18 protein-coding genes and 1 pseudogene are annotated in these 21,829 nt (G+C 70.2%); 14 read left to right on the plus strand and 5 right to left on the minus strand.

Going from position 1 to position 21,829, the window contains the following annotated elements; genetic code table 11:
* The first annotated feature begins 205 nt into the window (after nucleotides 1–205).
* The 11 genes and pseudogenes from OHB49_RS36305 to OHB49_RS36355 all read left to right on the plus strand — a co-directional run bounded on the left by OHB49_RS36305 (nucleotide 206) and on the right by OHB49_RS36355 (nucleotide 10,566).
* A complete protein-coding gene (locus OHB49_RS36305; RefSeq protein ID WP_030977469.1) occupies nucleotides 206–700 on the plus strand; it encodes a lamin tail domain-containing protein in 495 nt (164 codons plus the stop codon).
* Nucleotides 701–872: 172 nt separating this feature from the next.
* Nucleotides 873–2,132, plus strand: a complete 1,260-nt coding sequence (locus OHB49_RS36310; protein WP_329165131.1) for a sensor histidine kinase — start codon at nucleotides 873–875, stop codon at nucleotides 2,130–2,132.
* The gene (locus OHB49_RS36315; RefSeq protein WP_030977465.1) at nucleotides 2,104–2,799 is read left to right on the plus strand and encodes a response regulator transcription factor; all 696 of its coding nucleotides are present in this window, start codon (nucleotides 2,104–2,106) and stop codon (nucleotides 2,797–2,799) included. Before OHB49_RS36310 ends, OHB49_RS36315 begins: the two co-directional genes overlap by 29 nt.
* A gap of 149 nt (nucleotides 2,800–2,948) precedes the next feature.
* Nucleotides 2,949–3,887, plus strand: coding sequence for an ATP-binding cassette domain-containing protein (locus tag OHB49_RS36320; RefSeq protein WP_030977463.1), 939 nt, complete (start codon nucleotides 2,949–2,951; stop codon nucleotides 3,885–3,887).
* Nucleotides 3,884–4,702, plus strand: a complete 819-nt coding sequence (locus OHB49_RS36325; protein WP_329165132.1) for an ABC transporter permease — start codon at nucleotides 3,884–3,886, stop codon at nucleotides 4,700–4,702. Before OHB49_RS36320 ends, OHB49_RS36325 begins: the two co-directional genes overlap by 4 nt.
* Nucleotides 4,703–5,040: 338 nt before the next feature.
* The gene (locus OHB49_RS36330) at nucleotides 5,041–5,508 is read left to right on the plus strand and encodes a zf-HC2 domain-containing protein (RefSeq protein WP_078852962.1); all 468 of its coding nucleotides are present in this window, start codon (nucleotides 5,041–5,043) and stop codon (nucleotides 5,506–5,508) included.
* 335 nt (nucleotides 5,509–5,843) lie between these two features.
* On the plus strand, nucleotides 5,844–6,521 hold the full coding sequence (locus tag OHB49_RS36335) for a hypothetical protein (protein ID WP_329165134.1): 678 nt from the start codon (nucleotides 5,844–5,846) through the stop codon (nucleotides 6,519–6,521).
* Between the two features lie 166 nt (nucleotides 6,522–6,687).
* On the plus strand, nucleotides 6,688–6,933 hold the full coding sequence (locus tag OHB49_RS36340; RefSeq protein WP_329165136.1) for a ferredoxin: 246 nt from the start codon (nucleotides 6,688–6,690) through the stop codon (nucleotides 6,931–6,933).
* On the plus strand, nucleotides 6,923–8,317 hold the full coding sequence (locus OHB49_RS36345; RefSeq protein WP_329165138.1) for an NAD(P)/FAD-dependent oxidoreductase: 1,395 nt from the start codon (nucleotides 6,923–6,925) through the stop codon (nucleotides 8,315–8,317). The genes OHB49_RS36340 and OHB49_RS36345 overlap by 11 nt, the downstream gene beginning before the upstream one ends.
* A 75-nt stretch (nucleotides 8,318–8,392) precedes the next feature.
* Nucleotides 8,393–9,634 carry a cytochrome P450 gene (locus OHB49_RS36350; RefSeq protein WP_329165139.1) on the plus strand — a complete coding sequence of 414 codons (1,242 nt, stop codon included), beginning with the start codon at nucleotides 8,393–8,395 and terminating at the stop codon, nucleotides 9,632–9,634.
* 103 nt (nucleotides 9,635–9,737) lie between these two features.
* A pseudogene (locus tag OHB49_RS36355) lies at nucleotides 9,738–10,566 on the plus strand (SDR family oxidoreductase).
* 164 nt (nucleotides 10,567–10,730) lie between these two features.
* On the opposite strand, the gene OHB49_RS36360 reads toward OHB49_RS36355, so the two are convergent.
* From OHB49_RS36360 to rhaI, 5 genes are all read right to left on the minus strand, one after another.
* On the minus strand, nucleotides 10,731–12,398 hold the full coding sequence (locus OHB49_RS36360) for a carbohydrate binding domain-containing protein (protein WP_329165140.1): 1,668 nt from the start codon (nucleotides 12,396–12,398) through the stop codon (nucleotides 10,731–10,733).
* A 379-nt stretch (nucleotides 12,399–12,777) separates the two neighbouring features.
* The gene (locus OHB49_RS36365; RefSeq protein ID WP_329166754.1) at nucleotides 12,778–14,247 is read right to left on the minus strand and encodes a rhamnulokinase; all 1,470 of its coding nucleotides are present in this window, start codon (nucleotides 14,245–14,247) and stop codon (nucleotides 12,778–12,780) included.
* 229 nt (nucleotides 14,248–14,476) lie between these two features.
* Nucleotides 14,477–16,522: a bifunctional aldolase/short-chain dehydrogenase gene (locus OHB49_RS36370; protein ID WP_329165141.1), complete on the minus strand. Its 2,046-nt coding sequence runs from the start codon at nucleotides 16,520–16,522 to the stop codon at nucleotides 14,477–14,479.
* Nucleotides 16,522–16,731 (minus strand): hypothetical protein, encoded by a 210-nt coding sequence (locus OHB49_RS36375; RefSeq protein WP_329165142.1) that lies wholly within the window; start codon nucleotides 16,729–16,731, stop codon nucleotides 16,522–16,524. Before OHB49_RS36375 ends, OHB49_RS36370 begins: the two co-directional genes overlap by 1 nt.
* A gap of 55 nt (nucleotides 16,732–16,786) precedes the next feature.
* Entirely contained in the window at nucleotides 16,787–17,956 is a 1,170-nt protein-coding gene (gene rhaI, locus OHB49_RS36380) for an L-rhamnose isomerase (RefSeq protein WP_329165144.1), read from the minus strand.
* 211 nt (nucleotides 17,957–18,167) lie between these two features.
* Here rhaI and OHB49_RS36385 point away from each other — a divergent pair, with 211 nt between their 5' ends.
* Genes OHB49_RS36385 through OHB49_RS36395 form a run of 3 tightly spaced genes read left to right on the plus strand, consistent with a single transcriptional unit; the run spans nucleotide 18,168 to nucleotide 21,788 of the window.
* A complete protein-coding gene (locus tag OHB49_RS36385; protein ID WP_329165145.1) occupies nucleotides 18,168–19,697 on the plus strand; it encodes a sugar ABC transporter ATP-binding protein in 1,530 nt (509 codons plus the stop codon).
* Between the two features lie 31 nt (nucleotides 19,698–19,728).
* Nucleotides 19,729–20,805 carry an ABC transporter permease gene (locus tag OHB49_RS36390; protein WP_443079598.1) on the plus strand — a complete coding sequence of 359 codons (1,077 nt, stop codon included), beginning with the start codon at nucleotides 19,729–19,731 and terminating at the stop codon, nucleotides 20,803–20,805.
* Nucleotides 20,802–21,788, plus strand: coding sequence for an ABC transporter permease (locus OHB49_RS36395; protein ID WP_329165148.1), 987 nt, complete (start codon nucleotides 20,802–20,804; stop codon nucleotides 21,786–21,788). The genes OHB49_RS36390 and OHB49_RS36395 overlap by 4 nt, the downstream gene beginning before the upstream one ends.
* Nucleotides 21,789–21,829: the final 41 nt, after the last annotated feature.

The raw sequence follows: 21,829 nt of genomic DNA on the forward strand, positions 1-21,829 counted from the left end.
GAATCGCGAGAGGTTCCGCTCGGCGGGTTCGCTCTGATGACGTGGTCTGCCAGGTCCGCCAACTCTTCAGCTGTGACTGGCACTTGAGTAGCACCGGGCATGCACTGCACGACTGCCTTCACATATTCCTCACCTTTTCGACACTTGGTCATCACGGATTGTGTAGGCTCCGGGGCCTCTGTACGTACCACTGGGGGGATTCCTCATGCGCATACGCCATGTCATATCCACTGTTGTCGCTGTCGGGACCGTCGCGGTCGTTACCGCAGCTCCGGCACAGGCAGCCGAGTACTCGTCGGCGCTGAAGGTCAAGGGTGTCCAGTACGACGCGCCCGGCACGGACTCCAACAAGTGCTCCACCGGGAACAGCAAGGACGAGTACCTGACGATCAAGAACTACTCGTCGACGGCGACCATCAATCTCAAGGGCTACGTCGTCAAGGACGCCACCGGTAATCGCTTCATCTTCCCGGCCGGCCACTACCTCCAGCCCGGCGACTACGTAAAGCTGCGGGGCGGCCACGGCACCGACTCCGACGCCAAGAACGTGGTCTACCGCCAGAACTGCAACTTCATCTGGAACAACGACAAGGACACCATCTACCTGTACAAGCCGTCGGGAAGCCGGGCGGACGTCCACTCCTACACCAAGACCGGCTCCGACCGCGACCGCAACGGCTACATCACCTACCACGGCTGATGCACTCCTGCTGACCACCGATGGGAACGGCGGCAGAGGGCGAGTGCTCTGCCGCCGGTTCGCCGGCGGGCGTCCCGCTGTCGCCCCACATCGTCGACTGCGGATCGGTCAGTGTGCTCCGAGGCGGCGCTGCCGCACTGCCCGGCCCGGCCACCGCGCTTACGGTGGTGGGATGGCAGTGATCAACGGTTGGAGGCGGGAGGCACGAGCCCGGCCCGGCGCGGTGGACGCGCTGGTGTCGGCCGTGCTGTTCGGGCTGTCGGTCGTGGCTTCTGCTGTTGTGCCGGACGAGCACCGGATCTCGTTCCGGTGGCCAGGCGTGGTGCTGGCGGCGGTCGGCTGCGCGGCGTTGATGTGGCGACGTCGCCACCCGTTCGGCGTACTGGCTGTCGCGGTCGGCTGCGGGGTGGCATTTCAGGTGCTCGGGTTCCGGGAGAGTCCGCTGGTGTCCAGCCCGGTCGTGGTCTCCCTCTACACCGTTGCGGTGCGGACCGACCGGCGCACCACCTGGACCACGGCGGCGGCCACGGCTGCCGTCCTGGTGGGGGCTGCCTTGCTGTTCACTCCGGGATCATGGCTGGAGCCGGAGAAGGCGGTGATGCTGGCGTGGACGGCTCTGGCGGCCGCCATCGGCGACGCAGTGCGGTCACGCCACGCCTATGTGGCGGCCGTGGAGGAGCGGGCGGAGAACGCGGAGCGGACCCGTGAGCAGGAGGCACAGCAGCGGGTGGCGGCCGAGCGGGTCCGGATCGCGCGCGAGCTGCACGACGTCGTCGCGCACCACATCGCCCTGATCAACGCTCAGGCGGGTGTCGCCGTCCATCTCGCGGAGCGGCAGCCGGAGCAGACACTCGCCGCCCTGGAGAACATCCGGGACACCAGCCGGTCGGCACTGGATGAACTGCGCGCGACCGTAGGCCTGTTGCGGCAGACGGGTGATCCGGCGGCGCCGCGCGATCCGATGCCGGGTCTGACACAGCTGCCGGACCTGCTCGCATCGTTCGAAGGCGCCGGACTGGCTGTCAGGCACAGCCAGCGAGGTATCAGCGAACCGCTGGCGCCGGCGGTGGACCTGGCCGCGTACCGCATCGTGCAGGAGGCCCTGACCAATGTGCACAAGCACGCCGGCGCGGACCAGGCCCGATTGTTTCTGCATTACCGCCCCGAATGGCTGACGATCACCGTCGAGGACGACGGATGCGTCGGTCCGTACCACCGCGAACCCCACCAGGGGACCGGCCACGGGCTGATCGGGATGCGCGAGCGTGCTGCCATCGTCGGGGGCACGCTGTACGCGGGAGCCCGCCCGCAGGGCGGCTTCGCTGTGACTGCCGATCTGCCCCTGCGAGCCGGCACCGCAACGGGCGGTCCGGCAGCGGACGGACCGCCGAGGAGAGATGGGTATGACGACCCGCGTACTGCTAGCCGATGACCAGGCCCTGCTACGGGGCACCTTCAGGATGCTGTTCGATTCTGCGGACGACATGGAGACCGTGGGCGAGGCGTCCAACGGATGCGAGGCGGTGGAGCTGGCGCATGCCCAGCACCCCGATGTGCTCCTGATGGACATCCGCATGCCCGAGATGGACGGCCTCGCCGCGACACGGCTGATCAGCGAGTCGGAGGACCTCGCGGGGGTCAAGGTCCTCATCCTGACCACCTTCGAGGACGACGAGTACGTCGCCGAGGCGCTGCGTGCGGGTGCGAGTGGCTTCCTGGGCAAGGGCGCACGGCCCGAGGAGCTTCTCGATGCCGTGCGCACGGTCGCCGGCGGGGAGGCCCTGCTGTGCCCGTCGGCCGCCCGAGCGCTGATCACACGATTTCTGACGCAGCCGGAAGCATGCCCGGCCGTCATGCACGAGCGGCTGGCGTGCCTGACGCCACGGGAACGCGATGTCCTGGCACTCGTCGCACTGGGGTTGTCGAACGACGAGATCGCCGATCGCCTGTTCATCAGCCCGCTGACCGCCAAGACCCACGTCAACCGGGCCATGACCAAGCTGGACGCTCGTGACCGGGCCCAGCTCGTGGTCATCGCCTACCAGTGCGGCCTGGTGAGCGCGGCGATGGAGCCGAGCGGTCCGTCGACACCCGTGTAGTCGCCGGCACGGGTACGTGCGGCGCTCTGTCCCGGCCGTAGGCCGATGCGCCCAGTACCGCGGACGTGGTAGCCGGGAATCGCTGCACGGGGACGATGTGCGAGGGGCCGGTCACGGGCGAGAGTGAGGTGGTGAACGGAGGTTTCGCAATGATCGAAGCCCACTGCCTTACCAAGAGGTACGGCAGCAAGACAGCCGTCGAGGATTTGTCCTTCACGGTCCGCCCCGGCATCGTGACGGGGTTCCTCGGTCCCAACGGGGCCGGCAAATCCACCACCATGCGGCTGATCCTCGGCCTGGACGCCCCCACCGCCGGGTATGCCACCGTCAACGGCCGCCCTTACGCACACCACGAAGCGCCCCTGCACGAGGTCGGGGCGATGCTGGAGGCCCGCGCCACCCACACCGGCCGCACCGCCTACCACCACCTGCTGGCCCTGGCCGCCACTACCGGCATCCCCCGCCGGCGCGTGAACGAGGTCATCGACCTCGTCGGCCTGCGCGAGGTCGCCGGCAAACGAACCGGCGGTTTCTCTCTGGGCATGGGACAGCGCCTCGGCATCGCCACTGCGCTTCTCGGCGACCCCGCCACCGTCATCCTCGACGAGCCGGTCAACGGTCTCGATCCGGAGGGCATCCGGTGGATCCGGCATCTCCTCAAGAGCCTGGCGGGGGAGGGACGAACGGTGTTCGTCTCGTCGCATCTGATGGGTGAGATGGCGCTCACCGCCGAACATCTTGTCGTCATCGGCCGCGGTCGGCTCATCGCCGACACCTCGGTCGAGGAATTCACCCGTAGCGCTGCCCGCACCGTGGTGCGCGTGCGCTGCCCGGACATCGACCGCTTGAAAGATCTGCTGGCGGGTCCGGACGTCACCCTTACCACCTGTGCGCCGTACACCTTGGATGTAGTGGGCCTGACGAGTGACCAGATCGGCATCACGGCCGCCGACGACGGGCTCACCCTGCTCGAACTCTCTCCCCAGCGGATCTCCCTGGAGGAGGCATTCATGGAACTGACCCGGGACGCGGTCGAGTACCGCTCCACCATCGCCGACGAAACGGTCGCAGCAAGGAGCGCGTCATGACCACGACCCTCACGCGCCCGCTCGACGCGACAGCGCGCCCGGGCAAGGTGACCCTGCTCCGGGTGCTCAGGTCCGAATGGATCAAGCTGCGCACCGTGCGCTCCACGTCGGTCACCTTGCTGATCGCCGTGGCCGCGATGGTCGGGTTGGGCATGCTGGTCACCCACCTGCGGGCAGGCGACCTCAATGCGCGGGAACTGGCGCACTTCAACGGAGCCGAGCTCAGCCTGAGTATGTTCCGGCCCGCACAGTTGGCCGTCGGTGTCCTGGGCGTCCTGATGTTCACGGGCGAGTACTCCACCGGATTGATCCGTGCCACCCTCACGGCCGTCCCCAGGCGGCTGCCCATGCTGGCGGCCAAGGCAGCCGTCTTCACCGGCGTCGTCCTCGTCCTGATGACCGCGGCCTCTTTCGCCGCCTTCTTCGGTGGCCAGTCCGTCCTGTCCTCCGCGCACCCTCACCTGGCCATGAATCTCTCCGACCCCGGGGTCGCCCGTGTGGTCTTCGGTACCGGCCTCTACCTCACCGTCGTCGGACTGCTCGGTGTCGCCCTGGGCGCCATCATCCGCAGTTCTGCGGGAGCCATCGCCACACTGGTGGGCATCCTGCTCGTCCTGCCCGGACTGGGAGCCCTGCTTCCGGCCGACTGGGCTCAGCACATCGACCCCTACCTGCCCAGCAATGCCGGACGAGCCGTGCTCTCGGTCGTCCCCGATCCCGCGATGGCCCCCTGGACAGGTCTGTCACTGTTCGCCGGATACGTAGCCGCCCTCCTGGGTATCGCCGCCTGGCTCCTCAAGCGACGCGACGCCTGACCGGCGCAGCAGGAAGCCGCGCAACAGCGCCACCGGCCCGGACAAGGGCCGTTGCGGGACCTGCGGCCTGATCGACACGCTGCGGACGGAGTCCGCCCACCGTATCCCCGATCCATGGACGACCCTCTGGATCACCATGCTGCTGTTCCTCGCCAGGGCACGACCCGGTAGCCGAACCCCATCGGGCTCGTGCGCACACCGAAGGCGACTCACACCCCTCAGGACAGCACCGCAGAACAGGCACCTCCGTGGACGTCACCGACACCACGATGACGCCCGCACCCGAACCCGTGGCCGCGCCGACCGCGCGGACCCCCCCAGCACGGAGAGGACCCATCATGTTCACCTCGCCCCAGGAATGCCGCACCATCCGTGAGCTGCTCGCCGGATACGCACTCGACGCCCTCGCGCCCGAGGAAGCCGCTCGGGTCCGCGCCCACCTGACCACCTGCCCCGCTTGCCGGGACGAGCACGACTGCCTCGCAGCGGTATCCGCACACCTGCCCATGCTCCGCGATGCTCTGGCCCGCGACATCGGGCGCCGGCAGCAGAGGTACGTGCCCGCCCCGGCCGAGAGCTGCCACACCTCACGTCCGCAGCTCCGTCGGCGTCGTCCGGCCCGCTCGATACTGGGCACGCCGCTCACGGTCACCCAGTTGCTGAGCAGGATGCGGGCGTCAGGTGAGCCGGGCGAGCGAGCGGGCAGAAGTGCCCCGGGCCCCCGCGCAACGGCAGACGGGGCGGAGGGGCGGCCGACGCCTCAGTCTCTCCGCCCGGTGGTCACACCGTGGCCGGCCGCCGGCTGAGGCCGTGGGTGCTCGACGCCCAGGCCCGGGCCGCTGGGAACGGCGGAGACGGTGAGTGCCGCGGTCCCGGGTCCGAGCCGGGCCCACGCGCCCGGCAGCAGGGCGACGAACGAGGTCGGGGATGTTCCGTGGGCCCGCACGAGTGCCGGGCCACGGCCGTCGCCGTCGTCGGCCGGGGAAGTGTTCCGGACGACCGACCCGTACACAGCTCCCGCTCCGCTCCTCGTTCTCTCGACGGGTACGGCGGACTGCCGTTCGGCCGCCTCCCGGTGGCGCCACCGCACAGCCGGCTGCTTGCTGGTCCCAGGGTCCCCTGGGAGAGGAAGCGAGTGCTCATGGCGACACCGAGGACCAAGGGACACGCGCTGCAGACTCCGCGGGCGGCAGGACTGGCCGGGGTCGTCTTCGCGGTGCTGCTCGCGGCCGCCATCATCCTGATCCGGCTGGCGATCCCCGAAGGGGCCGACGCGGTCACGATCCGGGGCTTCGACGACTCCTCGCGCCGGAACGCGGTGAAGACGGCGCTCGCGCTCGTCCCCTTCGCGGGCATCTTCTTTCTGTGGTTCGTGGGCGTGCTGCGCGCGCACGTCGGGGACGCGGAGGACAAGTTCATCGCCACCGTCTTCCTGGGCAGCGGTCTGATCTTCGTGGCTTCGATGTTCGCGGCGGCCGCGGCCGCAGGGGGCGTGCTGTCCGTCGGGGCTCCGTCCGGGAACGACCCGGGGCTGCCCTCCTGGGACTTCGGCCGCCACTTCGCGTACACGCTGCTGACGGACTACGCGATGCGGATGGCCGCGGTGTTCACGCTCACGACGTCGACCTTGGGGTACCGCCTCGGGATCTTCTCCCGGTGGCTCACCCTGCTGGGCCTCCTCGTCGCCGTGACGCTGCTTTTCGTGGCGGCCACCGTCGCCTGGTCCGAGCTGGTCTTCCCGCTCTGGTCACTGATCGTCAGCATCTACATTCTCGTGGTCAGCCGCGCCCCCGGGCCCGATGGAGCGAAGGCGGCCTGACCGCGGCTGCGGCCCGCAGCTCGGGGCACGCTCACTCCTTCGGCTCTCCTGGGCGAGCGCCGAACCCACCGGTCCTTCGATGCTGGCGTGGGGGAGAAGACCCGCCGTCCCGCCGCCAAAAACGCGGACGGCGCCGGACCAGGCTGCCGGAAGGGGCGGAGCGTCGATGAGGCTTGTCGTCGATCTCAACAAGTGTCAGGGATACGCGCAATGCGCGTTCCTCGCGCCCGATGTCTTCGCCATGCACGGCGAAGAGGCGCTCACCTACAACCCACGGGCCGACGAGGACCAGCGCGAGAACGTGGCGCGCGCCGTCGCGGCGTGCCCCGTCCAGGCCATTCTGGCCGACGCGCTGGACACACCGGGAGAGATGACGGCCATGCCGGGCGAGGAGGAGTCCCATGGCCGCTGACGCATTTCTGGCGTGGCTCAGGCGCGAGGGCCGGATCGTGATCGTGGGCGCCTCGCTGGCCGGCCTGCGGGCGGCCGAGACGCTCCGCGACGAGGGCTTCGAGGGGTCGCTCACCATGATCGGTGACGAGCCGTACGAGCCGTACGACCGGCCGCCGCTCTCCAAGTCGGTGCTGCTGGGCAAGGCGTCGCCGGCCCATACCGAGCTGCCCCGGCGCCGATCGGTGGAAGCGAAGTGGCGGCTCGGTGTCGCGGCGACCGGGCTGGACATGGCGGCCAAGCGGGTGCTGCTGGCCGACGGCGACGAGGTGGAGTACGACCGGCTGCTCATCGCGACCGGTGTACGGGCCAGGCCGTGGCCGCGCCAGGCGGAGGCCGAGCTGGACGGCGTCTTCGTCCTGCGGACGCGCGACGACGCGGCCGGGCTGCAGCGCCGGCTGATGGCCTCGCCCCGCAGGGTGTTCGTGATCGGGGCCGGTTTCACCGGCTCGGAGATCGCGTCCGCCTGCCGCGCGCGTGATCTCCCGGTCACCGTGGCGGAGCGCGCCGACGCGCCCCTGGTGGGTGCGCTGGGAGGGGTGGTCGGCGCGGTCGCCGCGGAGCTGCATCGCGAGAACGGGGTGGACCTGCGCACCGGCGTCATGGTCACCGGCCTCGAGGGCGACTCGGTGGGGCGGGTGCGCGCCGCTCATCTGTCCGACGGCAGCACCGTCGAGACGGACGTGGTGGTCGTCTCGCTCGGCGCGACCCGCAACACCGAATGGCTGGCCGGATCCGGACTCGGCGCGGGACCCCGCGGGATCGCCTGCGACGCGGGGTGCCGGGCGTTCGACTATCGGGGCATCGTGACCGACGACATCTTCGTCGCCGGTGATGTGGCGCGGTCCCCACATCCGCTCTTCGGCTATCAGTTCCTTTCCCTCGAACACTGGGGCAACGCCGTCACACAGGCCGAGGTGGCGGCGCACAACATGATCAGCTCCAGCACGGACCGCCGCCCGCACATGTGGGTACCGGCCTTCTGGTCGTCCCAGTTCGGGGTGAACATCAAGTCGGTCGGCGTCCCGTCCATGGGCGAGGAGATCCTCATTGCGCAGGGGGCGCTCGCCGAGCGCCGTTTCACCGGTGCGTACGGCTATCAGGGCCGCGTCATCGGTGCGGTCACCTTCGACAATTCACGGTGGCTGCAGTTCTACCAGGGGCTGATCGAGACGGCTGCACCGTTCCCCCCGGCGTTCCTGACCGTGGACCGCCGGCCCGAGGGCAGGCAGCCCGTCCCGGCGGACTTCCCGGACCCCTCGCTGCCCACCCACGGGCCGACCGTCACCCTCAGCGGCTACTCGCCGGCCGACCGACGGCTGGTCTTCAAGCCGGCCCGCTCCTGACCACCGGCGGGGCCCGACATCCCGCTGCCCGACGCCGATACGGCCCCTTCTGCTCCCACGCCCCAAGGACCCGCCATGACGCAAGCCCCGCTCCTGCGCCAGATCACCGATTACGCCAACCGTGCCGACCCGTATCCGCTGTACGCGGAACTCCGCAGGACCCCGGTGTTCCAGGAAGAGGACGGCGGCCCGTTCGTCATCAGCACGTACTGGGACATCCAGAGCCTGCTCCACGACCCGCGGATCAGCTCCGACGCCTCCAATCTCACCGCCCACGGCGGCGACGAGGTGACCGGGCAGGAGGAGGAGACGGCTCTGCCGCCCAGCTTCCTGCGGCTCGACCCTCCGGAGCACGACCGGTTGCGTCGGATGGCCAACCGTCCGTTCGGCCCGCCGCACAGCCCCAGGCGTGTCCACGACATGCGCGGCGAGCTCGCCGGGATCGTCTCGGACCTGGTCGCCGGCTTCGGGGACACGGACCGGATCGATGTGGTCGACCAGTTCTCGTATCCCTTTCCCGTGACCGTGATCTGCCGGTTGCTCGGAGTGCCGCGGGAGGACGAGGCACGCTTCCACTCGTGGGCCGACACCATCGCCGCCGGCCTGGACCCGGTTCCGGGCGACGACCTCGCCGAGCGGAACCGCGTCACGCACGAGGCCAGGATGCAGCTGGGCATGTATCTGGCCGGGCTGGTCGAGGAGCGCCGCAAGGCACCCGGTGACGACATGCTGTCCGAGCTGGTGACCGGCCATGGACCGGACGGTCCGATGACGACGATGGAGGTGCTCAGCACCGCTGTCCTGCTGCTGATCGCCGGCCATGAGACGACGGTCAACCTGATCACCAACGGGATGCTCACCCTGCTGCGCCACCCGGAGGCACTGCATCGGCTGCGGGACGACCCGCGCCTCGCCGTCAACATTGTCGAGGAACTGCTGCGTTACGAGCCGCCGGTGCAGTTCGTGCCGCATCGCACGTGCATCGCGGACATCGAGGTCCGAGGGGTCACCATTCCGAAGGGCTCGTCGATCTGGCTCGTCCTGGCAGCCGGAAACCGGGACCCGGAGCGCTTCGAGGACCCCGAGCGATTCGACCCGGACCGCAAGGACGTCCAGCACCTCGGCTTCGGCAGCGGCATCCACAGTTGCTTCGGCGCACCGCTCGCGCGGCTGGAGGCGCAGTTCGCCCTGACCGAGCTGGCCCGCAGGCTCGACAACCCTCGCCTGGTGGAGGACCCGCCCCCTTACCGGCAGAACGCGGTCCTGCGTGGCCCCCGCCATCTGAACATCACGTTCGACGGCCTGCGCCCCCGGTAGGGCCGAATCGGCGTGTCGCCGGCTGTGTGCGGTGGTCCTGAGAGTGAACAGTCCGCGCCTGCGTGCGCGCCTTTTTGACGGCCCGTCATGAGACGGTGCGGAGATGACGTCATCACCCGTACTCGACGGCAGGGCGGCTCTGGTCACCGGCGCCTCCCGGGGGATCGGCCTCGCCACGGCGCAGGCCCTGGGCGAGGCGGGAGCGATGGTCTGCATCACCGCTCGCGATCCCGCGGGAGTGGACGTGGCCGTGGACCGGCTCGCCGCCACCGGCGTCAGGGTGGTGGGCTGTGCCGGCTCGGTCGCGGATCCCGCACACCTGGCGGCGTGCACGGATCTTGCGGTGCGGGAGTTCGGCCGGCTCGACATCCTCGTCAACAACGCCGGGACCAATGCCCCGTTCGGCCCGCTGATGGAGGCCGAGCCCGGGGTCTGGCGCGACGCTTTTACCGTGAACGTGGAGGCACCGCTGCGCCTGATCCAGCTCGCCTGGCGGGCATGGATGCGCGAGCACGGCGGGGCAGTCGTCAACATCTGCACCGAGGGCACCTACGGCGTGGGGCCGCACGTCGGCGCGTACGGCACGAGCAAGGCGGCCCTGCTGCACCTGACCCGCCAGCTCGCCGGTGAGCTGGCGCCCGGCGTGCGGGTGAACGCTGTCTCGCCGGGTCTGGTGCGCACCGAGATGGCGCGATTCGTGTGGGAACGGGCCGAGGAGAGGATCGCCCGGAGTCTGCCGCTGGCCCGGATCGGCGAGCCGGAGGACGTGGCACGCGCAGTGCTGTGGCTGGTCTGCGGACTGGGTCACCGGCACGGACCTGCTCGTCGACGGCGGCACGAGGGTGCGAGCGGCCGGCCGGGCCGGCTCCGGCGTGCCCACGGATGCCGTACACGACGTTCTGGCGCGAACGGACCCGCGGAGCAGCACGTAGCCGCCGACATCAGCCCGGGTGCGGAGTGGTGAAGCGCCGGCCCACGCTGCGCGGCGAAGTGGCGGAGTCCGGCCGCAGGTGCGCGGACCGACAACTGACCTGCCGACCGAAATGCCGGTGGGGCACCCGAAGTCCGGGTACCCCACCGGCTGTTGGATTCCCGGTCAGCCGGTGAAGCCGGCAGTGATCGAGGTGAACTGCCAGTCGCTCTGGGCGATGCCCGAGCAGGTCTCCTGCAGGCCGCCGCCCGGGCAGCCGTGGTCGCGGTTGACGGACCAGAAGGCGAGACGCGCGATGTGGTGCGAGTTGGCCCAGTTGCGGATGTCGGTCCAGTTCTGGACGGTGGTGGTCTCCTGGTTGTCGCTGACACCGTTCATGCCGGAGATGCCGATGTGGGCGTAAGCGGTGGGGTCGTCCCAGCCGAAGGTGGACTTCAGCTCGGCCTTGAGGCCCTCGGTCGCACTGACAGTACTGGCGTACATGTCGGTGGATGCGTTGCCGAAGTCGAAGGGCATGATGGTGAAGACGTCGATGTCGGCGCCCAGAGCCTTGGACTGATCGATGAGACGGTTGCCGTAACTGTTCGGTCCGGTGGTCGTGGTGCCGAAGGTGACGATGGTCTTCAGACCCGGGTTGTTCTGCTTGACGATCTTCAGAGCGCCGAGAATGCGGTCCTGCACAACGGCGTTCTCGAACTCGTCGGTGTTCTCGATGTCGATGTCGATCGCCTTGAGCCCGTACGCGTCGATCACCTGCTGGTAGGCACCGGCCAGCGCTGCCGGGGTGGAGCAGTTCGGGCCGAGCTTGTTGCCCTGCCAGCCGCCGAAGGACGGGACGATGTCACCGCCGGCCGCCCGGATGGCGGCGATGGCCGACTGGTCGACACCGCCGGTCAGCGCGCGCTGGCCGTCCCAGGCCGGATTGCAGCCACCGGAGGACAGGATGAAGGCCATGGTGAACCACTTGACGCCGGTGGCGTTCATCACCGTGCTCGGGGCCGGCGGGTTGCCCCAGCCGAGGTAGAGGTACGGGGCGGCCTGCTTGAAGCCCGTCCCGCCGCTGCCCCCGGAACTGGTGGTGACGCTCACCGCGTTGGACGCTGCCGAGACGTTGCCGGCCGCATCGCGCGCCCTGACGGTGAACGAGTACGTCGTGCTCGCGGCCAGGCCGCTCACGGTGGCGCTGGTTCCGGTGACGGTGCTGACCTTGGCGCCGCCCTGGTAGATGTCGTACCCGGTGACGCCGACGTTGTCGGTGGCGGCGGTCCAGGAAAGGGTGGCACTGGAGGAGGTCTTGCCGGTGGACTGGAGGCCGCTGGGCGCGGTGGGGGCCTGGGTGTCGGCGCTGCCTCCCGGCCCGTCCAGGCTGATGTCGTCGGCATAGTAAGTGCCCTGGCCGTACCAGCCGTTGAGGTAGATCTCCGCGCTGGTCTGCGAGGCTCCGGTGGTGAAGGACAGTGAGAGCTGGGAATAGCCGGACGTCGACGTGGTCCAGGTGGAGCCGCCGCCGGTGACACCGAGGTAGACGTAGCTGCCCCGCACCCAACCGGACAGTGTGTAGGTGGTGTTGGGCTGGACGGCGACGGTCTGGGTGCACTTGGCGTTGTCACTGTCGCCCGCGGCCCCGGCCAGCGCCTTGCTGCCGCTGTGCACCGGACTGGACACCACGGAACCGAGGCCGCCGGTGCAGGACCAGCCCGACAGCGTTGCGGATTCGAAGCCGGAGTTGTTGACCAGGTTCGCAGCGGATGCCGTGCCGGGAACGGTCAGGGTGGCTGCTGTACCGAGCAGGACTGCACCTGCCAGGGCGAGCAGGCGTGATCGAGTGCGCACGAGACCTCCGTTGTGAGAACGAGGGAGAAACGCGAACCGCGACAGCGTCGACACCGACGCTGGTGACACAGGCGAAATGGCCTCTCCGGCCCGCTGGGGACGGGCGGGGAAGAGCATGTCCGGCTGGCTCGACAGCTTCCCGAAGCGGCAAATCGCTTGTCAATAGGTTGATTAGGAAACTTTCCTGTTCATCGTTCCGGCCCGATCTGCAAGGCACTGTTGCGCTGAACCGGCCCCGGTCGGACATCAAGTCACCTACCAGGACGAGCCGTTGGGACAAATCGGCGCAGCGCCCGTCGCCACCCTCCCCATACGGCATCGGTCGGCACGGCGCCACCAGCCAGGAAGAGCGCGTCGTGAAGACAGGTGACGAAGAGCGTCAGCCGCGCGGCTGTTCGTCCTTGTCGCCCGTCTTCTGCCGGTGGGCCTCGCGGCCGTCCGCGATGCGGGCCTCGGCCCGCTCCCAGGCTCTGCTGTCACCCATGGGCGCATGGCGCCGCAGGTCCTGTGTTTCGCGCAGCAGTTGGCGCAGGTCGGCCAGGCCGCCTGCCACCGCGCCCGCCGTGCGGGCCTGCACCAGGACGTTGCCGAGAGCCGCGGCCTCGGCCGGGCCCGCCACCACGGGCAGCCCGCACGCGTCCGCCGTCAGTCGGCACAGCAGCTCGTTGTGGGCGCCGCCGCCGACGATGTGCACGGCCTCGACCGTACGGCCGGAAAGCCGCTGGGCGTCCATGATTGCGCGGCGGTGGGCGAGGGCCAGGGAGTCCAGCACGCAGCGGGTTGTCTCCGCCGCGTCGCGCGGGACGGGCTGACCGGTGCGTCGGCAGGCCTCGGAGATCCGCTCCGGCATCCGGCCCGGCGCGATGAACTCCGGATCGCCCGCGTCCACGACCGAGCGAAGGGGCGCGGATTCGGCGGCGCGGCGCAGCAGTTCGTCCAGTTCGTACGTCCGGCCCTGCGACTCCCAGGTGCGCAGGCACTCCTGGAGCAGCCACAAGCCCATGATGTTGCGCAGGTAGCGGACGGTGCCGTCCACTCCCAGCTCGTTGGTGAAGTTGGCGCGGCGGCTGTCCTCGGTGAGGACGGGCGCATCCAGTTCGAGCCCGGCCAGCGACCACGTGCCGGTGGCGATGTACGCGAACCGGTCACCGTGCGCGGGCACCCCCACCACGGCGGACGCGGTGTCGTGCGACCCGACGACGGTCACGGGCACGGGCCCCGCGAGCCCCGTCTCGGCCAGCACCTCGGGCAGCAACTGCCCTGCCGGGTCGCCGGGCCGGCGCAGGGGCGCGAAGAGCGAGAGATCGATCCCGAGGGTGTCGGCGACGGGCCGGGCCCAGTCGCGGCTGCGCGGGTCGACCAGCTGGGTGGTGGAGGCATTGGTCAGCTCGGTGCCGACCTCGCCCGTCAGCCAGTACGAGACGAGGTCCGGGATCATCAGCAGCCTGCGGGCCGCGGCGAGGGCGGGTGTGCCCTGGGCGGCCACCAGCTGATAGACGGTGTTGAAGGGGAGGTACTGCAGCCCGGTGGCGGCGTACAGAGCGGTGGGCGGCAGCGCCCCGGCGACCTTCGCGGTGGCGCTCCCCGTACGGCCGTCCCGGTAGTGCACGGGATTGCCGATGAGCGCGCCGTCCGCGTCGAGAAGGCCGTAGTCCACGGCCCAGGAATCGATCCCCACGCTCGCCGGGGGCCCGCCCGCGAACCGGCCTGCGGCGTGCAGACCTTCGAGCACGCCGCGGTACAGGGCGAGGATGTCCCAGTGAAGGGTGGAGCCGACCCGTACGGGAGTGTTGGGGAAGCGGTGCACTTCCGTCAGGTCGAGCGTTCCGGCTCCCACCCGGCCCACCATCACGCGGCCGCTGGACGCGCCCAGGTCGACGGCGGCAAAGGGGCGGGGATCGGTCGGTGCCACGTCTTGTCAGTCCTTCGTGAGGGTTCGTACGAGCCGGGCTGTGGTGCGGGCGTCACGCCTGCCCGCAGCACGGCGGAACGACTCTCCGCGGGCGGCGCGGGCGGTGACCCGTCGGCCTGCGGCGGTGCGGGGCCGCCCGCCCCGCACCGCGCCGCACGCGCGAGCGCTACCGCAGGAACGCCGCAGCGACCCCCGCGTCGACCGGCACATGGAGCCCCGTCGTATGACTCAAGTCCCCTCCGGTCAGGGCGAACACCGCGTTGGCGACATGCTCAGGAAGCACCTCCCTCTTCAGCAGGGTCCGCTGGGCGTAGAACTCACCCAGCTTCTCCTCCTCCACGCCGTACACGGCCGCCCGCTTCGCCCCCCAGCCGCCCGCGAAGATGCCGGAACCGCGCACCACCCCATCAGGGTTGATGCCGTTGACCCGGATGCCGTGCTCACCCAGCTCGGCCGCCAGCAGCCGGACCTGGTGGGCCTGGTCGGCCTTGGTCGCCCCGTACGCGATGTTGTTCGGGCCCGCGAACACGCCGTTCTTGGAGGCGATGTAGACGATGTCGCCGCCGATGCCCTGCGCGGTCATCACCCGCGCCGCCTCGCGGGAGACGAGGAAGGACCCGCGGGCCATGATGTCGTGCTGGAGGTCCCAGTCCTTCGCCGTGGTCTCCAGCAGCGGCTTGGAGATGGAGATCCCCGCGTTGTTGACCACCAGGTCGACGCCGCCGAAGGCGAGCGACGCGGCGGCGAAGGCGGCGGCGATCTGCTCCTCGGAGGTGACGTCCACGGTCACCGCGACCGCCTTGTCGGGGCCGCCCAGCTCCTCGGCCACCGAAGCAGCGCTGTCCGCGTCGACGTCGGCGACCACCACGCACGCGCCCTCGGCGGCCAGCCGGTGCGCAATGGCCTTGCCGATGCCGGACCCGGCCCCCGTCACCAGCGCGACCCGGGTCGCCAGGGGCTTGGGTGGCGGCATCCGGCGGAGCTTGGCCTGCTCCAGTTCCCAGTACTCGATGCGGAACTTCTCGGACTCCTCGATGGGCGCGTACGAGGAGACGGCCTCGGCCCCGCGCATCACGTTGATCGCGTTGAGATAGAACTCGCCGGCCACCCGCGCGGTCTGCTTGTCCTTGCCGAAACTGAACATGCCGACGCCCGGGACGAGGACGACGGCCGGGTCCGCGCCGCGCATGGCGGGGGAGCCGGCGTCGGCGTGCCGCTCGTAGTACGCGCGGTAGTCCTCGCGATAGGCGGCGTGCAGCTCCTTCAGCCGTGCGACCGCCTCCTCCAGCGGGACGCCGGCCGGCAGGTCGAGGACCAGTGGACGGACCTTCGTCCGAAGGAAGTGGTCGGGGCAGGAGGTGCCGAGCGCGGCGAGCCGCGGGTGCTCGGCGCGAGCCAGGAAGTCCAGTACGACATCGGAGTCGGTGAAGTGGCTTACCTGCGGGCGGTCGGTGGAGGCCAGACCACGGACGACGGGGGCGAGCGCGGCGGCGCGGGCCCGGCGCTCGTCCTCGGCCGGCGCCCGGTACCCGTCGAGTACCGGCCCGAACGGTTCCGCCTTGCCGCGCTCGGCGAGGAATGCCTCCGCGGTGCGGATGATGTGCAGGGAGTTGCGCTCGCACTCCTCGGAGGACGCGCCCCAGGCGGTGATGCCGTGGCCGCCGAGAACGCAGCCGACGGCCTCGGGGTGGGCAGCCTTGACGGCCGCGATGTCCAGGCCGAGCTGGAAGCCGGGTCGGCGCCACGGCACCCACACGACCTGGTTGCCGAAGCACTCCTTGGTCAGCGCCTCGCCGTCGGCGGCGCAGGCGAGCGCGATGCCGGAGTCGGGGTGGAGATGGTCGACGTGGGCGGCCTCGACGAGGCCGTGCATCGCGGTGTCGATGGACGGCGCGGCGCCCCCCTTGCCGTGCAGGCAGTAGTCGAAGGCCGCGACCATCTCGTCCTCGCGCTCCACGCCCGGGTACACCCCGATCAGCGCGCGCAGCCGGTCCAGCCGCAGCGCGGCGAGCCCGTCGGCCTTGAGCGTGCCCAGGTCGCCGCCCGAACCCTTGACCCACATCAGCTCGATGTCGCCGCCGGTCACGGGATCGGTGGCGGTGCCCTTCGCGGAGGTGTTGCCGCCCGCGTAGTTGGTGTTACGGGCGTCCGCGCCCAGTCGGTGGGATCGAGCGAGCAGCTCCGCCACGCGCTCGTGAGGTGCGTCTGTCATCACTTGCTTCCTTCGAGTTTCGTCATGGCTTCCTGCTGACGGGGCGCGGCGGGTTCGCGGCGCCGCGCTGCGCCGCGCGGGGCGCCCGCCCGGCGCGGGATGTCTGTCGTGGTTTCGCCGCGACGGCGCGTGCTTCCCGACGCGACAGCGGGCGTACCGGCGTGCTGCGGCACGCCGGTGCCGATCCGGCTGCGGGCGTCGTACTCCACCCCTCTCCACCGTGGTGGCCGCGCCCGCCGCCCCTCCGCATTCCCGCGGGAGGCCTTACGCCCCCCAGCCCGCCTGTGTGCCGCCGACCCGCTCGGCGACGATCTTCTCCGCCCAGCCGGAACGTCGGTACGCCGCGATCGGGTCCGGGTCGAGGTCCAGCTCCTCGCGCACCTCGGCCAGCAGTGGCCGTACATCCGTGTTGTACGCGTCCATCAGGACGGCGTTCGCGGCCAGTACGTCCCCGGAGCGCTGCGCAGCGCCGAGCGCCTCGCCGTCCACGAGCAGCGCCTTCGCCGTCGCCTCCTGGACGTTCATCACGGAGCGGATGATGGCCGGGATCTTCGCCTCGATGTTGTGGCACTGGTCGAGCATGAAGGCCACGTCGGGTGTGAAGCCGCCGCCGCGGATCACCTCGTACATGATGCGGAACAGCTGGAAGGGATCGGCCGCGCCGACCATCAGGTCGTCGTCCGCGTAGAACCGGGAGTTGAAGTCGAACGCGCCGAGCCTCCCCTCGCGCAGCAGCAGCGCGACGATGAACTCGATGTTGGTGCCGGGCGCGTGGTGGCCGGTGTCCACCACGACCTGCGCCTTGGGGCCCAGCTTCAGGCAGTGCGCGTACGCGGTACCCCAGTCGGGGACGTCGGTCGCGTAGAAGGCGGGCTCGAAGAACTTGTACTCCAGCAGCATCCGCTGGTTCTCGCCCAGCCGCTCGTGCACCGCGGCCAGGGCCTCGGCCAGCCGGTCCTGACGGGCCCGGATGTCGTCCTGGCCCGGGTAGTTGGTGCCGTCGGAGAACCACAGCTTGAGGTCGCGCGAGCCGGTCGCATCCATGATGTCGACGCACTCCAGCAGGTGCCCGAGGGCCTTGCGGCGGACGGCCGGGTCGGGGTTGGTGACCGAGCCCAGCTTGTAGTCGTCGTCCTGGAAGACGTTGGAGTTGATCGCGCCGAGCCGGAGTCCGAGCTCCTGCGCGTACGTGGCGAGGTCCGCGTAACCATCGGAGCCCTCGACCTTGTCCCACGGGATGTGCAGGGCGACGGTCGGGGCGACGCCGGTGTGCTGGTGGACGCGCGCCGCGTCGTCCAGCTTCTCCCGCGGGGTGCGCGGCACTCCGGGCTGCGCGAACACCTTGAAGCGCGTGCCGGAATTGCCGTACGCCCATGACGGCGTCTCGATGGCCTGGGTCTTGAGGGCCGCCTTCACGGCGGGTACGGCAGTCATGGATCAGCGCTCCCCGGGGCCGAGCAGATGGGTGAATCGTTTCATCGAGGGTGAAGTTATGACCACCCAGCTGGCATGTCAAGGGATTGAGTCGGTTCAGAGGTTTCGCGGGTTGACCCATTGACGCCGTGGGTGTTGCGCGTCTAGCTTCCGTGAAACTTAGTTGAAACCTTTCACGGCGCCTTCGGGACGTACCTTCCACGGAGCATCCATGAACCAGCCCGACACGGGCCCGGCCCCCGTCCTGGCCCTGACGGACGTGTCCAAGTCCTTCGGTGCCGTACGGGCGCTGCAGGACGTCTCCCTGCAACTGCTCCCGGGCGAGATCCACGCGCTCGCGGGTGAGAACGGCGCGGGCAAGTCCACGCTCATCAAGACGCTGGCCGGGGTGCACCGGCCGGACTCCGGCCAGGTGCTGCTCGACGGGGAGCCGGTCGTCTTCAACGGCCCGGCCGACGCCCGCGACGCCGGCATCGCCGTCATCTACCAGGAGCCCACCCTCTTCCCCGACCTGTCGATCGCCGAGAACATCTTCATGGGCCGTCAGCCGCGCGCCTCGTTCGGCCGGATCGACCGCCGTGCCGTGCGCGAGGCGACCGCCGCCCTGATGACCCGGCTCGGCGTCGACCTCGACCCCGAACGGCTCGCCCGTGGACTGTCCATCGCCGACCAGCAGATCGTCGAGATCGCCAAGGCGCTCTCCTTCGACGCCCGCGTCCTGATCATGGACGAGCCCACCGCCGCTCTCACCGGCAGCGAGACCGCCCGCCTCTTCTCGGTCGTCAAGACGCTGCGCGCCTCCGGCGCCGCCGTCCTGTTCATCTCGCACCGGCTCGAGGAGATATTCGGGCTCTGCCAACGCGTGACGACGCTGCGCGACGGCCGCTGGGTCGCCTCCGAGCCCCTGGACGGCCTCACCGAGGACGACCTCGTACGCCGCATGGTCGGCCGTGACCTCGACGAGCTCTACCCCAAGCAGGCCACGACCGTCGGCGAGACCGCCCTGTCGGTGCGGCGGCTCACCCGCGAAGGCGTCTTCCGGGACGTGTCGTTCGAGGTGCGGCGCGGCGAGATCGTGGCGCTCGCCGGGCTGGTCGGCGCCGGCCGCTCCGAGGTCGTCCAGGCCGTCTTCGGCGTGGACAAGGCGGACGCGGGCGAGGTACACGTGAACGGCGCACCGCTGCGCGCCGGTTCGCCGACTGCCGCCATGGACGCCGGAGTTGCGCTCGTACCGGAGGACCGGCGCCAGCGCGGGCTCGTCATGGAGATGTCCATCGAGCGCAACATCGGCCTCACCGGGCTAGGCAGCCTGGGCAGCGGCGGGATGGTGCGCCGCACCCTGGAGCGCGGGCGGGCCGCCGACTGGGCGGTGAAGCTCCAGCTCAAGTACAACAAACTCTCCGACACGGTCGGGGTGCTGTCCGGCGGCAACCAGCAGAAGGTCGTCCTCGCCAAGTGGCTGGCCACCGACCCGTCCGTGCTCATCGTCGACGAGCCCACGCGCGGCATCGACGTCGGCACCAAGGCCGAGGTCCACCGGCTGCTGTCCTCGCTCGCCGCCGAAGGGCTCGCCGTGCTGATGGTCTCCTCCGACCTGCCCGAGGTGCTCGGCATGGCCGACCGCGTGCTGGTCATGCACGAGGGCCGACTGGTGGCGGAGATCCCCCGTGAAGAGGCCTCCGAGGAGACGGTCATGGCCGCGGCCACGGGTCGCCTCACCGGCAAGGAGAAGGCGGCATGACAGTCGAGCCAGGTCTCAGTGGCCGCCGCCGATGTGGCGGCTCGCACGACACACACGGAAGGACAGCGGCGTGACGGCCACCCTCGAATCTCCGCCGGCCGCGCCGGAGGCGGACCGGCGATCCGCGCGCTCGCTCATGGATCTGGTCTTCCGCGCCCGTGAGTTGAGCATCGGCGGCGCGCTCGTGGTGCTGATCCTCGGCACCTGGATATCCAACCCGTCCTTCCTGGACGACCAGGGCATCAAGGATCTGCTCCTCAACTCCTCGATCCTCGTGCTGCTCGCCGTCGGCCAGTCCGTCGTCGTCATCACCCGCAACATCGACCTGTCCGTCGGTTCCGTCGTCGGACTCACCGCCTTCGCCTGCGGCAGCTTCGTCTCGGGCACGGACCACAGCGCGCTGACCGTCGTCCTGCTCGGCATCGGACTCGGCGTCCTGTGCGGCCTGGTCAGCGGCCTGCTGGTCAGCTTCGGCCGGGTGCCCGCGCTGGTCGTCACCCTCGGCATGCTCTACGTCATCCAGGGCATCGACCACGCCTGGGCGCACGGCAAGCAGATCAACGCCGCCGACGTCCCCGACGACGTGCTCGGCCTCGGCAGCGGCAGTGTCATCGGCATCCCGTATCTGCCGCTGATCTCCGCCGCCGTGCTGGTCGGCACCGCCTACTACCTGCGGACCTACCGCAGCGGCCGGGAACTGTACGCGATCGGGTCCAACCCCGAGGCCGCCCGCCTGGCCGGTATCCCCATCCGCCGCCGCGTGCTCGCCGCGTACGCCTTCTCCGGCGCCGTCGCCGGCCTTGCCGGGGCGCTGTGGCTCGCCCGCTTCGGCACGGTCGTCGCCGACGCCGCGAACGGCTGGGAGCTGACCGTCGTCAGCTCGGTCGTCGTCGGCGGCGTCGCCATCACCGGCGGCGTCGGCACGGTCTGGGGCGCGGCGCTCGGCGCGCTGCTGCTCACCACGATGGGCAGCGCCCTCGTCGTCCTGAAGGTGGACTCCTTCTGGCAGCAGGCCATCACCGGTGTGCTGCTGCTCGCGGCCATCACCACCGACCGCATCGTGAACCTGCGCACCACCAGCGCGCTGAGGAAGAGGAGCCGACGATGAACACCCTCGTCAAATACCTGCGCTGGGACACCGTCGTCGGCGTACTCCTGATCGCCGTCTTCCTCGCCGGATCCGGTACGACGGAAGGCTTCTCGGACACCGCCAACCTCTCCGCCGCGCTCGACGACACCGCCGAGATCGCCCTCATCGCCCTGCCGATGACCCTGCTGGTCGTCGCGGGACAGGTCGACCTCTCCGTGGCCTCCATGCTCGGACTCTCCAGCGCGCTCGCCGGCTCGCTGTGGGAGGCCGGCTGGGCCTTCGAGACGATCGTGCCCCTGTGCCTGCTCGTCGGCGCGCTCGGCGGCCTCCTCAACGGATGGCTCGTCACCCGCGTCGGGCTGCCCTCGCTCGCCGTCACCATCGGCACGCTCACTCTCTACCGGGGCCTGGCCTCCGTCGTTCTCGGGGACAAGGCGGTCGCCGACTTCCCCGAGACGTACTCCCAGTGGGCCACCTACACGCAGACCGTGCCGGGCACCTTCATCCCGTACCCCGTCGCCCTGTTCGGTGTCCTGGCCGTCATCACCGCCGTCGTCCTGCACTGCACGGCCTTCGGGAGGTCCCTGTACGCGATCGGCGCGCAGGAGGACGCGGCCTACTTCGCGGGCATCCGGGTCAAGCGCATCAAACTGGTGCTGTTCGTCCTCGCGGGCTTCGTGGCCTCCTTCGCCGGGATCGTCTTCACCCTGCGGTACGGCAGCGCCCGCGCCGACAACGGGGTCGGACTCGAACTGGTCGTCATCGCCTCGGTGCTGCTCGGCGGAGTCGACTTCGACGGCGGGCGGGGCACCCTCGGCGGCGCGGTCGCCGGGGTGCTGCTGATCGGGCTGCTGAACAACCTCCTCACCCTGAACGACGTGTCCAACGAGATCCAGGTGATCGTCACCGGCCTGCTGCTCGTGGCCTCCGTCCTCACCCCGCGGGTCGTCGCCGCCGTCTCCGAGCGCCGCCACCGGCGGGCCGCGACCGCCTCCGCCTAGCTCCCCCTGCTCCCTCAACTCCCGCCCTCCGAAAGGGACGT

The organism is Streptomyces sp. NBC_01717, assembly GCF_036248255.1.
In the GTDB taxonomy this organism is placed as follows: domain Bacteria; phylum Actinomycetota; class Actinomycetes; order Streptomycetales; family Streptomycetaceae; genus Streptomyces.